Here is a 12,380-nt window from a genome sequence, read left to right as displayed (position 1 = left end):
CCCTTCGCGTTGCCGCCTCGCGGGAACTCGCCGCACCTCACCGGACGGAAAGCCGCCTTCATGAGCCTGCACGGACTGCTCGACGCCGTCACCCGGGACCCCGCTCTCGCCGAAGCGGTCACCGCGGCGGTGGACGGCAACCGCATGCACGTGGACCTCGTCGGACCCGCCGCCGCCCGGCCCCTGGCCATCGCCGCGCTGGCCACCCGTACCGAGCGGACCGTGCTCGCGGTCACGGCCACCGGCCGCGAGGCCGAGGACCTGGCCGCCGCGCTCCGCTCGCTGATGCCCCCGGGCCGCCAGGACGAGGTGGTGGACTACCCGTCCTGGGAGACGCTGCCGCACGAGCGGCTCTCGCCCCGCAGCGACACCGTGGGCCGCCGGATCGCCGTGCTGCGCCGGCTGTCGCACCCGAGCAAGGACGATCCGGCCGCCGGACCCGTGTCCATCGTGGTCGCGCCGATCCGCTCCGTGCTCCAGCCGCAGGTCAAGGGGCTCGGCGACCTCGTACCGGTGAGCCTGCGCCAGGGGGAGAGCGTCGACCTGGGCGAGGTCACCTCCGCGCTCGCGGCCGCCGCGTACGCGCGCGTCGAGCTCGTCGAGAAGCGCGGGGAGTTCGCCGTGCGCGGCGGCATCCTCGACGTGTTCCCGCCCACCGAGGAGCACCCGCTGCGCGTGGAGTTCTGGGGCGACGAGGTCGAGGAGATCCGCTACTTCAAGGTCGCCGACCAGCGGTCCCTGGAGATCGCCGAGCACGGCCTGTGGGCCCCGCCCTGCCGGGAGCTGCTCCTCACCGACCAGGTGCGCGGGCGCGCCGCGGCCCTCGCCGAGCTCCACCCCGAGCTCGGCGAACTGCTCCACAAGATCGCCGAAGGGATCGCGGTGGAGGGCATGGAGTCCCTCGCCCCGGTCCTGGTCGACGACATGGAGCTCCTGATCGACGTACTGCCCGCCGGTTCGATGGCCGTGGTGTGCGACCCGGAGCGGGTGCGGACCCGGGCCTCCGACCTGGTCGCCACCTCGCAGGAGTTCCTGATGGCCTCCTGGGCGGCCACCGCCGGCGGCGGCGAGGCCCCCATCGACGTCGGCGCCGCCTCGCTGCGCGGGATCGCGGAGGTACGGGAGCACGCGCGCGAGCTCGGCATGCTGTGGTGGTCGGTGTCCCCGTTCGCCGCCGACGAGGAGGGGGCGCTCGGCAGCGACACCCTCCAGCTCGGCATGCACGCCCCCGAGGCCTACCGCGGCGACACCGCCCGGGCGCTGGCCGACACCAAGGCCTGGATCGCCGAGGGCTGGCGCACCGTCTACCTCACCGAGGGCCACGGCCCGGCCGCCCGCACCGTGGAGGTGCTCGGCGGCGAGGGCATCCCGGCCCGCCTCGAGGCCGACCTCGCGACCCTGGAACCCTCCCTGGTCCACGTCTCGTGCGGCTCCCTCGACAACGGCTTCGTCGACCAGGCCCTCAAGCTCGCCGTCCTCACCGAGACCGACCTGACCGGCCAGCGCACCGCCACCAAGGACCTGGGCCGGATGCCCACCCGGCGCCGCAAGACGATCGACCCCCTCACCCTGGAGGTCGGCGACTACATCGTCCACGAGCAGCACGGCGTCGGCCGCTACGTCGAGATGGTGCAGCGAACCGTGCAGGGCGCCACCCGCGAGTACCTCCTCGTCGAGTACGCGCCCGCCAAGCGCGGGCAGCCCGGCGACCGGCTCTACATCCCCACCGACCAGCTGGAGCAGGTCACCAAGTACGTCGGCGGCGAGGCCCCGACCCTGCACCGGCTCGGCGGCGCCGACTGGACCAAGACCAAGGCGCGCGCGAAGAAGGCGGTCAAGGAGATCGCCGCCGACCTCATCAAGCTCTACAGCGCCCGCATGGCCGCCCCCGGCCACACCTTCGGCCCCGACACCCCCTGGCAGCGCGAGCTGGAGGACGCCTTCCCGTACGCGGAGACGCCCGACCAGCTCACCACCATCGCCGAGGTCAAGGAGGACATGGAGAAGTCGGTCCCCATGGACCGCCTGATCTGCGGCGACGTCGGCTACGGCAAGACCGAGATCGCCGTGCGCGCCGCGTTCAAGGCGGTCCAGGACGGCAAGCAGGTCGCCGTCCTCGTACCGACCACGCTGCTGGTGCAGCAGCACTTCGGGACCTTCTCCGAGCGGTACGCGCAGTTCCCCGTCAAGGTGAAGCCGCTGTCGCGCTTCCAGAGCGAGGGCGAGTCGAAGGCGACGCTGGAGGGCCTGCGCGAGGGCTCCGTCGACATCGTCATCGGCACGCACCGGCTCTTCTCGCAGGAGACCAAGTTCAAGGACCTGGGCCTGGTCATCGTCGACGAGGAGCAGCGGTTCGGCGTCGAGCACAAGGAGCAGCTGAAGAAGCTGCGCGCCAACGTCGACGTGCTGACGATGTCCGCGACCCCGATCCCGCGCACCCTGGAGATGGCGGTCACCGGCATCCGCGAGATGTCCACGATCACCACCCCGCCCGAGGAGCGCCACCCGGTCCTCACCTTCGTCGGCCCCTACGAGGAGAAGCAGATCGGCGCCGCGATCCGCCGCGAACTGCTCCGCGAGGGCCAGTGCTTCTACATCCACAACCGGGTCGAGTCCATCGACCGGGCGGCCGCCAAGCTCCGCGAGATCGTGCCCGAGGCGCGCATCGCGACGGCGCACGGGCAGATGTCGGAACAGTCCCTGGAACAGGTCGTCGTGGACTTCTGGGAGAAGAAGTTCGACGTGCTCGTCTCCACGACGATCGTGGAGTCCGGCATCGACATCTCCAACGCCAACACCCTCATCGTCGAGCGCGGCGACAACTTCGGCCTCTCCCAGCTCCACCAGCTGCGCGGCCGCGTGGGCCGGGGCCGCGAGCGCGGGTACGCCTACTTCCTCTACCCGCCGGAGAAGCCGCTCACCGAGACCGCGCACGAGCGGCTCGCGACGATCGCCCAGCACACCGAGATGGGCGCCGGCATGTACGTGGCGATGAAGGACCTGGAGATCCGCGGCGCGGGCAACCTGCTCGGCGGCGAGCAGTCCGGCCACATCGCGGGCGTCGGCTTCGACCTCTACATCCGGATGGTCGGCGAGGCCGTGGCCGACTACCGGGCGGCGATCGAGGGCGGCCCGGAGGAGGAGCCGCCGCTGGAGGTGAAGATCGAGCTGCCGGTCGACGCGCACGTCCCGCACGACTACGCGCCGGGCGAGCGGCTGCGCCTGCAGGCCTACCGCTCGATCGCCGCGGCCAACTCCGAGGAGGACGTCAAGGCCGTCCGCGAGGAGCTCACCGACCGCTACGGCAAGCTGCCGGAGCCGGTGGAGAACCTGCTGCTGGTGGCCGGACTGCGGATGCTCGCCCGCGCCTGCGGGGTCGGCGACATCACCCTGCAAGGCCCCAACATCCGCTTCGGGCCGGTGGAGTTGCGCGAGTCGCAGGAGCTGCGCCTCAAGCGGCTCTACCCGGGCGCGGTGCTCAAGCCCGCCACCTCGCAGGTGCTGATCCCGCGGCCCAAGACGGCGCGGGTGGGCGGCAAGCCGCTCGTCGGGCGGGATCTGCTGGGCTGGACCGGGGAGTTCCTCGCCACGATCCTCGGCTCCTAGGCCGAGGCTCTCCCAGGCCGAGACTTTCCCAGGCCGAGGCCCTCTCGGGTGGAGGCCTTGGGCGGAGGCCCTTGGGAACGGCGACGGCCGCGGCGGGGAACCTTTCCGGTCCCCGGCCGCGGCCGGTCGCGTTCCCGCGGAGGCTGGTGGGCGAAGGCTACTTCTTCGGGTCGTCGTCGATGCCGAGGCGCTCTTCCGCCTGCTGCTGGGCCCTGTCGATCTGATCCGCGTACTTGTTGCCGGTCTTCTCGTTGGCCTCTTGTTCGAGGTTGTCCGAGATCTGCTTTCCCTTGTCCTTCGCCTGGTCCCTGAACCGGTCAAAGATCCCCATGTCACGGGCTCCTTCCGTAATCCCGTTTGCGACGCTACGCGCGTTTTGGGTGATTCGCTCGGGGAAGCCTCCCACCTGCTGTTCCCCGCCCGCGGGCGCTGCCGCGCTGCGACCCTGCAACGGTTGGGGGCATCCCCTCACCCCCGGCCGGAAACGCTGTATACGCTCAGACCCGAAACTCGCCTTCCCCGGCCCGTCAGGAGCAGCGATGCACGGCCCCGGCACCCCGCCGCCCCACGGTCACCAGCCCAGCAACGGGGGCGTGGTGGCCCTTCGCGTGCTGTTCGCGCTGCTGCCCATCCTGAGCTGCGGGCTCCTCGCCTGGGGGACGATGCTGCGGCTCGCGCTGGTCACCCGCAAACCCCGGGACTGGTGGCTGCTCGGGGTGTCCGCGGCGGCCTCGGTGATCTGGATGGTGCTGTCGGGGCTCGACCCGACCGCCGACAACTCCGGCTGGCAGGCCAACACCGGCGGCATGGGCACGATCGTGACCGGCCTCTCGGTCGCCGTGTACTTCCTCGTCGCCGACATCCGCCACCACGAGGCGCGGAAGGCCCGGGCCGCCGGCGGGTGGTACCCGCAGCCCGCCTCGCCGTACGGTGCGCCCCTCCCGCAGGGGCACGAGACCCGCCCCTCCTACGGCTACCCGCCGGCCGTCCCGCGCCAGGCGCCCCAGCAGCTGCCCCAGCAGCCGCCCCGGCGGGCCCCCGAGCCCGCGCCCGCGCCGACGCAGCCCCCGCGGATCGGGCAGGTCCGCGCCGAGCTCGACGAGCTCAGCGAACTCCTGCGCAACCAGCCCCCGCACCACGACGGCCCCCACAACGAGGGCCCGCGCCCGTGACGGACCGGCTCATCGGAGACCGCTACCGGCTCGCCTCCATCCTGGGCCAGGGCGGCATGGGCCAGGTCTGGACGGCGTACGACCAGCGGCTGGACCGCCGCGTGGCGGTCAAGCTGCTGCGCCCCGACAAGGTGGCGGGCCCCGGCTCGGTCGCCGACGAGCTGCGCCGCCGCTTCGTGCGCGAATGCCGGGTCACGGCGCAGGTGGACCACCCCGGGCTGGTCACCGTGCACGACGCGGGCAGCGACGGCGACGAGCTCTACCTCGTCATGCAGTACGTGGAGGGCGCCGACCTCGCCGACCACCTGGCCGAGCACACCCCGTACCCGTGGCCGTGGGCGGTCTCGGTGATCGCGCAGCTGTGCTCGGTGCTGTCGGCCGTGCACGCGGTGCCGATCGTGCACCGGGACATGAAGCCGCGCAACGTGATGGTCCGCCCCGACGGGACCGTGCTGGTCCTGGACCTCGGTGTCGCCTCGGTGATGGACACCGACACCACCCGCCTCACCAGTACCGGTTCGCCGATCGGCAGCCCCGCGTACATGGCGCCCGAGCAGGCCATGGGCGGGGCCGTCGGCCCGCACACCGACCTCTACGCGCTCGGCGTCGTGCTGTACGAGCTGCTGTCCGGCAACGTCCCCTTCGCCGGATCCACCGCGCTCGGGGTGCTCCACCGCCACCTGTACGAAGCCCCGGTCCCGGTGCGCCAGTTGCGCCCCGAGGTGCCGCAGCAGCTGGAAGCCGTACTCCTGCACCTCCTGGCGAAGGACCCGCGGGACCGGCCGGCCTCCGCGCAGGCGGTGTACGCGGCCCTCGCGCCGCTGCTGCCGCACCGCGGCTCGGGATCCCCCGCCGGCGCGCTCGACCCGACCCGCCCCTTCCTGCGCCCGCAGGCCCCCTGGCCCGACCGGGCCTCCGTGATCCCGCCGAGGCCGGCCAACCCGCCCGCCTCGCCGCCGCGGCCTGACGTCCCGGCGGCCGTGGAGGAGGCGAAGAAGCTCCTGGACCAGGGCCGGCTCGCCCAGGCCGTGGACATCCTCGGCGGGATCCTCCCGGCGGCCGCCGAGCAGCACGGCGAGCACTCGACGGTGGTCCGCTCCCTGCGCAAGCAGTACGCGGCCACGCTGATGGACGACGGCCAGTACCGCCGGGCCATGCCCGAGCTGCGGCGCCTCGCGGAGGAGTTCCCGGCCGGCGACCCGCGGTCCCTGCGCTTCCGCTACGACGCGGCCCAGTGCCTGGAGCAGCTCGGCGAACCCGCCGCCGCCCTCGCCGAGTACCGCTCGCTGCTGCCGCTGTTCGAGAACCACTACGCGAACCCGGACCCGGGCCTCCCGCTGGAGGTCCGCCGCCGGATAGCGCACCTGCTGCTGTCCCTCGGCGACCGCCCGGCGGCCCACGAGACCCTCTCCCGTCTCCTCTTCGACGCGGAGCGCCTGCACGGACCCGTGCACCCCTTCTCCGCGGAGGTCCGGCGCACCCTCCAGTGGCTGGGCCAAGTGCGCTGAGAGGGGTCCGTCGGAGACGGCAGGATCACGACTCCGCATCTCATCGGAGAACGGAAGGCGTTGGTCCGGTTTGGGTATTTCGCGCCGTGTAGCGTACGCGCGTTCGATCACTCAATCGTCTCAGAGGACAGCCCCATGGCAACCCCGCCTCCGTCGCACCCTGTCGACCCTCAGCAGGTCCCGCCGCACGCCGAGCCCGTCGAGCCCATCGTCTCCGTCGCGCCGGAGAAGAAGGGCGGCAAGGGCAAGCAGGTCCTGCGGGTGCTCGCGCTGATCGTCGTCCTCGTCGTGGTCAAGGTGGGCTTCTCCACCTTCCTCTCGGACGAGGTCGTGCACGCCAAGTCCGGCGACTGCGTCCAGGTGACCGGCAGCGACACCGACCCCAAGGTGTCGACCAAGGACTGCACCGACAAGGACGCCAACTACAAGGTCGTCAAGGTCGTCGACGACACCTTCGACGTCGAGGCCTGCGCCGGCACCGGTGACGTCGCCCTCGCGCAGCAGCTGGGCTCGGACAAGTTCGTCCTCTGCATGGAATCGCTGGTCAAGTAAGACCCGGCGTGGGGACCGGGCCGGCCGCACCGCGGCCGGCCCGGTCCCTTTTCGCGTGCAGGAGAAGCGCCAGCAGACCCAGCAGGGCCGCGCCCGCGACCGCCAGGCCCGCGGAGAGGCCCGGGGGACGGAACTCGCAGGCGAGGGTGGTGGCGCGGCCGTCCAAGGGGGCCGCGACCAGCCCCAGGTGGGCGGAGGCCGGGCGGCCGCCGCAGCTCCAGCCGGCGATGGCGGGGGCGGCCAGGACCGCCGTGCCCGTGGTGCCCGCGGGGAAGGTCGCGCGGATGCCCGAGGAGCCGACCCGCACGGACGAGGCCGCCGAAGCCCGCAGGGCGGCGACCGCGGCCGTCAGGCGGGGCCGGTCCAGGCAGGACAGCTCCCACCGCGCCGGGGCGCCCTGGTCGAAGACCAGCCGCGAGGCCGGCCCGTGCGAGGGCCCCATGGGCTGCAGGGCGGCCCGGTTGCGCGGCGGATTCGCGTTCAGCCGGAAGGCCGGGCCGTCCGCGAGCCGCGCCGTCGCGTTGTACTCCGGGGCCCACAGGAAGGCCTCCGTGCCCGCGCGGCAGACGCCGGGGGAGAGCGGCTCCTCGTAGACCCGCGCGCCCAGCAGGAGTTCCTGGTTGGCGAAGGGCGAAGCACCATAGCCGGGCTCAGGTCCCGACGGGCGGACCGTGACCAGAGGCGGGACCTCGGCCCGGGCGATCGTGCCGTCCGGCCGCAGCCGGGCCCCGACGGCGAACACGGCGTCCGTCACCGGATTGTCGAGGCTCTGCACATTGCGCCCGCGCGAGGTCCAGCCCGCCCCCAGCGCCACCATGGTCCGGGTGAACACGTCCGGGGTGTGGCTGCTGTAGTACGCGCCGCCCTCGCCGCCCAGCAGCATCGGGTCGTTGCCCGTCAGCGCCGGCCGCCCCGCGTCCGTGCGGTACGCCGGCCAGCCCCCGGCGCCCGCCAGCGCCCCGGAGCGCGCGGAGTGCGCCGCGCCCCAGGAGGGGTAGTCGTCCAGGCCCGCCAGCTTGCCCTTCTCCCCGTAAGCCGTCGTCGCCGCCGCCTGCGCGAGCAGGACCAGCGTCAGCACGCCCGCCGCCGGGAGGGCCAGGCGCCGGTGGCGCAGCGCCCACCAGGCCGCACCGGACAGGGCCAGGCCGGCGCCGAAGAGCGCGAGGCCCCACCCCGTCGCCAGGGCGCTGCCGCGCGCCGCCGACGCGGCGGCCGCCAGCAGCGCGGCCCCGCCCGCGAGCGCCCGGGGCCCCGGCAGGCCCTGGGCCACGGCGGCCCAGGCGGCGATCACCACGATCCCGGCCAGCACGAAGGTCTGCCGGTACGGGCTTCCGTTCGGCGTCGCGAACAGGTGCCAGGCCAGGTGCGTCGGCTCCCACTGGAAGGACAGCAGCACCGCCGCCGCCAGCCCCGCCCAGCACAGCCGGGTCCGCCCCGCGACGGCCCGGTGGAACGGCAGGGCCGCCACCAGCAGCAGGGTGCCGGTGCCCACGAACAGGGCGGGGGAGGAGAAGGAGTACGTGGCGGGCATCAGCCGGGCGAGCAGGTCCTGCGCCGGTACCGGCTGGAACGGCTTGAACCACCCCGGGTAGGCCTGCTTCGAGCTGAGGAAGAGGGGGACGAGGACCGGCGCCGACAGGGCGATGCCCAGCGCGGTCGTCACCGCCGCCCGCACGAGGACGCGTACCCGCGGCCCCGCCCCCTCCCGGGCGAGGAGCACCCGCACCAGCAGCACCAGGACCGCGCCGAGGGTCGCCATGTAGGCGGTGTAGAAGTTCGCCGTCCAGCACAGGGCCGCCACCAGCACGGCCGCCGCCGGCCGGCGCGAGCGCAGCGCCCACTCACCCGTCAGACACAGGAGCGGAAAGGCGATCAGCCCGTCCAGCCACATCGGGTTGTAGGAGGCCTCGATCACCGACCAGCCGCACAGCGCGTACGAGGCCCCGAGCAGGCCCGCCGCCCACCACGGGCCGCGCCGCTGCGTGCGCAGCAGCCAGGCCATCGCCGCCGCGGCGGCCGCGGTCTTGAGCACGGTGACCACGTACACCGCGAGGTCGATGTCCTGGCGCGGGAAGAGCGCCACCAGCATCGCGAACGGGCTGGTCAGGTACGTCCCGAAGTCGGGCAGGAAGCTGGTCCCGTAGCCGGACTGCCAGTTCAGCAGCAGTCCGCCCTCGGCGCGCCCGTGCAGCAGGTCCCACAGACGGGCGTGGAAGGGCACGAACTGGTTGCCGAGGTCGTTGACGCTGCGGTGGCGCGGCCCGTACGGGAAGACGCGGGCGACGCGGTCCCCGGCGCACACGGCCACCGCCGTGATCAGGGCGGCGAATGCCGAGCCGAGCAGACTGGGGCGGCGCGCGGAGCGGTGCGGTGTCGACATGGTGGGCCGACCCTGGCAGTGCCGCCGGTCCACCGGGTGGCCGCCGGGTGGCGCCGACACGAACAGCACAGCACCCCAACACCCCCGGAATCGTTGGTCGAACCGGTGGCTCTGGTCACCCTGACTGCATAACATCGATCATCGCACGGCCCTTGTGCACCGACGCACAATCTCCCGGCCCTGGAGGCTCCTTTGCACCGTCGCACAGCGCTCTCCGTCTCCGCCGCCCTGCTCGTGGCGGCCCCACTGCTGTCCGCGTGCTCGGGCGAAGCCCGCCCCGGCACCGCGGCCGTCATCGGCGGCGAACGGATCACCACCTCCGCGGTCCAGGCCCAGGTGAACGACGTCCGCACCGCCCAGAACCGCTCCGAACACCCCGCCGAGCTGATCGCGGCCGTCCCGCAGCTGGACCGGGTCAAGCTCAGCGCGATGCTCCAGAGCCGCATCCTGGACCGGATGGCCTCGGACGCCGGGATCACCGTCACGACCAAGGAGCTGGAGACGGAGCGCCAGGCCTACGACCAGAACAACGGCGGGGCCGAGGCCTTCGAGGCCGCGGTCCTGCAGAAGGCCGCCATGGCCCCCGACCAGATCGAGCGGTGGGTCCGGGACCAGGTGCTCTTCACCAAGCTCAACGCCAAGTACGGCGAGGGCAAGCTCGCCGAGCCCGCCGCGAAGGCCGCCGGCAAGCTCGGCATCGAGGTCAATCCGCGCTACGGCGCCTGGGACGCCCAGCGGGTCACCCTCGGAGACGGCGCGACCCCCTGGATCACCCAGGTCACCCGGCCCGAGCAGCCCCCCGCCGGGGCCTAGACAAGACGGCGGGGAGGTAGGTTCGGAGGGTGACTGACGACGTACCCTCCGAGCCCACCGGCCGCATCGTCCTGCTGACCACCAGCCACCGGGTCGCCCCCGGCGTGCTGTCCTGGCCCGCCTGGCAGACCCTGCACGCCGCGGACCGGGTGCTGTGCGCCGACCCCGGGCACGTACAGCTGCCCTACCTGCGCGAGGCGGGCGTCGCCGTCGCCCACGAGGCCCCGGACGCGCAGGCGCTGATCGAGGAGTGCGCCGGTGGGCGCACGGTCGTGGTCCTGCTCAGCGGCGAGGGCGACCGGCGGCTCACCGACGGCCTGGCCCGCTTCGCCGGCTCGGGCCGGATCGCCATGCCGGACCTGGAACTGCTGCCCGGCTCGTACGACCTGCCGGGCGCGCGGCTGCTCGACCTCGTCCAGGTGATGGACCGGGTCCGCCGCGAATGCCCCTGGACCTCGGAGCAGACGCACGAGGGACTGGCGAAGTACGCGATCGAGGAGGCGTACGAGCTCGTCGAGGCCATCGAGGCCGGGGACCGGGACGAACTGCGCGAGGAGCTCGGCGACGTCCTGCTCCAGGTGGTCTTCCACGCGCGGATCGCGCAGGAGGGCGGCCCGGGCGAGGAGGACGAGCCGTTCTCCATCGACGACGTGGCCGGAGCGCTCGTCGAGAAGCTGATCCACCGCCACCCGCACGTCTTCGGCGACGAGACGGCGCAGACCGCGCAGGACGTCAACGCGCACTGGCAGCGCACCAAGCAGGTGGAGAAGCAGCGGGAGTCCGTGACCGACGGGGTCCCGCTCGCCCAGCCGGCCCTGGCCCTCGCGGCCAAGCTGGCGGGCCGCGCCCGTGCGGGGGCGGTGCCCGCGCCGCTGCCCCGCGGTGCGGGCGTCGGGTACGAACTGCTGGAGCTGGCGGCACGCGCCGATGCGGCGGGGACCGACCCCGAGACCGCGCTGCGCGCGGCGGCCCGGGTCTACCGGGAGGCGATCCGTGCGGCCGAGGGCGTCGGCGGGTAGCCGTCGGCGGCGGTTCCCGTACGGGCGGCGGTTCCCCTACCGGTACGGACGGGGCGCGCGGCCCGACGGGTTGTGCCAGTGCGGGTCGGGGCGGTTCAGGAACCACTCCCCGAACCCCGTCGGCCGTCCTGGCCGGCCGTGGCCCCCGCCACTGGCCGGGACGGAGTCGTGGAACATCCGGGCGGGCCGGGCGCCGAGCTCCTCCAGGAGGTACGAGATCTCCTCGATGAACTGCGGCGGACCGCTCAGGTAGACGTCCTGGTCGGGCCAGAGCCCGCGGTTGCTGAGCGCGGTCGCCAGCCGGTCGGTGGCCTGGTTGCGGTGCTGCCCGGGCGCGGGCGTGATGTAGGTGACGCTCAGCCAGCGGAAGGCGGCCGCGTACGCGTCGACGAGCGGGCGGTCGTAGAGGTGCGCGGCGTCCCGCGCGACCACGAAGAGCCGCACGTCCTGATCGGGAGGATGCTCCGCCAGGTCCTCCAGCATGGCGCGGACCGGCGCCCAGCCGGTGCCGGCGGCTATGAAGCTGACCGGGCGGTCCTCGCGCCGGAACGTCATCTGCCCGCCGGCCGCGCCGAGCCTGAGCACGTCCCCGGGCTGCGCCTCGCGGACCAGGGAGGTGCTCAGGCGCCCGTCCTCGATCCGGCTGACGTGCAGGTCGACCGTCCCGTCGGGGCGGGGCGCGTTCCCGATCGAGTAGGTGCGCCAGGTCGTCGCGACGCGGTCGCTGCTCACGCTCGCGTACTGGCCGGGCTGATGGGGGAAGGGCGCGTGCGGGCGCAGGGTCAGGACGGCTATGTCCTCGCCGTACAGCAGGTGGCGCACGACCTCCGCGTCCCACCAGGGCGGGTCCTCGCTGTCGGCGGCGCCGGCCGTCATCGCGTCGGCGATCACCTGGTAGGCCTCGGCCCAGGCCTTCTCCACCGCCGGGGTCCACGCCTCGCCGGAGGTCTCGGCGAGCGCGGCGAGCAGGCTGGAGCCGACCGCCGCGTAGTGCTCGGGGCCCGCCAGGAACTTGCGGTGGTCGCGCCCGAGGTCGCGGAGATAGGGGACGAGCGTCTCGTCCTCCAGGTGGGCGATCACATGGGTGAGCGCCGCGAAGAGCCGGTCCCGCTGCCGCTCCATGTCCTCGAAGGAGGCCGGGAAGAGCTCACGGACTCCGGGGTTGTGCCAGAAGAGGTGGGAGTAGAAGAACTTGACCGCGTGCTCGGCCCGTCTCTCCACCACCGCGAAACTGCTTTTCAAGATCCTCACATCCACAAAACCGAAAGTAGGAATGCCGGAGAACGTGAGGTCAAGCGAAGGCGGATCTACGGACAGCCGCGACGAACCG

9 protein-coding genes are annotated in these 12,380 nt (G+C 73.3%); 6 read left to right on the top strand and 3 right to left on the bottom strand.

The window, feature by feature from the left end; genetic code table 11:
- The first annotated feature begins 60 nt into the window (after positions 1-60).
- A complete protein-coding gene (gene mfd / locus DRB96_RS19885) occupies positions 61-3,606 on the top strand; it encodes a transcription-repair coupling factor (protein WP_112449660.1) in 3,546 nt (1,181 codons plus the stop codon).
- Positions 3,607-3,763: 157 nt separating this feature from the next.
- On the opposite strand, the gene DRB96_RS19880 is transcribed toward mfd, so the two are convergent.
- The gene (locus DRB96_RS19880) at positions 3,764-3,937 is read right to left on the bottom strand and encodes an antitoxin (RefSeq protein WP_112449659.1); all 174 of its coding nucleotides are present in this window, start codon (positions 3,935-3,937) and stop codon (positions 3,764-3,766) included.
- Between the two features lie 208 nt (positions 3,938-4,145).
- Here DRB96_RS19880 and DRB96_RS19875 point away from each other — a divergent pair, with 208 nt between their 5' ends.
- The 3 genes from DRB96_RS19875 (at position 4,146) to DRB96_RS19865 (ending at position 6,838) form a co-directional block, all read left to right on the top strand.
- Positions 4,146-4,778 carry a hypothetical protein gene (locus DRB96_RS19875; RefSeq protein ID WP_112449658.1) on the top strand — a complete coding sequence of 211 codons (633 nt, stop codon included), beginning with the start codon at positions 4,146-4,148 and terminating at the stop codon, positions 4,776-4,778.
- Positions 4,775-6,286: a serine/threonine-protein kinase gene (locus DRB96_RS19870; RefSeq protein WP_275431968.1), complete on the top strand. Its 1,512-nt coding sequence runs from the start codon at positions 4,775-4,777 to the stop codon at positions 6,284-6,286. The genes DRB96_RS19875 and DRB96_RS19870 overlap by 4 nt, the downstream gene beginning before the upstream one ends.
- Before the next feature lie 135 nt (positions 6,287-6,421).
- Positions 6,422-6,838 (top strand): hypothetical protein, encoded by a 417-nt coding sequence (locus tag DRB96_RS19865; protein ID WP_112449657.1) that lies wholly within the window; start codon positions 6,422-6,424, stop codon positions 6,836-6,838.
- On the opposite strand, the gene DRB96_RS19860 is transcribed toward DRB96_RS19865, so the two are convergent.
- Complete coding sequence (locus tag DRB96_RS19860) at positions 6,831-9,218, bottom strand: YfhO family protein (RefSeq protein ID WP_112453576.1); 2,388 nt, start codon at positions 9,216-9,218, stop codon at positions 6,831-6,833. The genes DRB96_RS19865 and DRB96_RS19860 overlap by 8 nt on opposite strands.
- A 192-nt stretch (positions 9,219-9,410) precedes the next feature.
- Here DRB96_RS19860 and DRB96_RS19855 point away from each other — a divergent pair, with 192 nt between their 5' ends.
- Together DRB96_RS19855 and DRB96_RS19850 are read left to right on the top strand one after the other, a co-directional pair.
- Complete coding sequence (locus DRB96_RS19855; RefSeq protein WP_112449656.1) at positions 9,411-10,031, top strand: SurA N-terminal domain-containing protein; 621 nt, start codon at positions 9,411-9,413, stop codon at positions 10,029-10,031.
- A 29-nt stretch (positions 10,032-10,060) separates the two neighbouring features.
- Entirely contained in the window at positions 10,061-11,050 is a 990-nt protein-coding gene (locus tag DRB96_RS19850) for a nucleoside triphosphate pyrophosphohydrolase (protein WP_112449655.1), read from the top strand.
- A gap of 36 nt (positions 11,051-11,086) precedes the next feature.
- On the opposite strand, the gene DRB96_RS19845 is transcribed toward DRB96_RS19850, so the two are convergent.
- Positions 11,087-12,274 carry a globin domain-containing protein gene (locus DRB96_RS19845; RefSeq protein ID WP_239516050.1) on the bottom strand — a complete coding sequence of 396 codons (1,188 nt, stop codon included), beginning with the start codon at positions 12,272-12,274 and terminating at the stop codon, positions 11,087-11,089.
- Positions 12,275-12,380 lie beyond the last annotated feature (106 nt).

The organism is Streptomyces sp. ICC1, assembly GCF_003287935.1.
Taxonomy (GTDB): Bacteria; Actinomycetota; Actinomycetes; order Streptomycetales; family Streptomycetaceae; genus Streptomyces; species Streptomyces tritrimontium.
The sequence above is the reverse complement of the archived record's forward strand: the minus strand, read 5'-3'. Positions and strand labels throughout refer to the sequence as shown.

Bases quoted from the DNA above. Each gene is read 5' to 3' on its own strand.
- DRB96_RS19865 (WP_112449657.1), top strand. From the start codon at position 6,422: ATGGCAACCCCGCCTCCGTCGCACCCTGTCGACCCTCAGCAGGTCCCG.
- DRB96_RS19860 (WP_112453576.1), bottom strand. From the start codon at position 9,218: ATGTCGACACCGCACCGCTCCGCGCGCCGCCCCAGTCTGCTCGGCTCG.
- DRB96_RS19875 (WP_112449658.1), top strand. From the start codon at position 4,146: ATGCACGGCCCCGGCACCCCGCCGCCCCACGGTCACCAGCCCAGCAAC.
- mfd (WP_112449660.1), top strand. From the start codon at position 61: ATGAGCCTGCACGGACTGCTCGACGCCGTCACCCGGGACCCCGCTCTC.
- DRB96_RS19880 (WP_112449659.1), bottom strand. From the start codon at position 3,937: ATGGGGATCTTTGACCGGTTCAGGGACCAGGCGAAGGACAAGGGAAAG.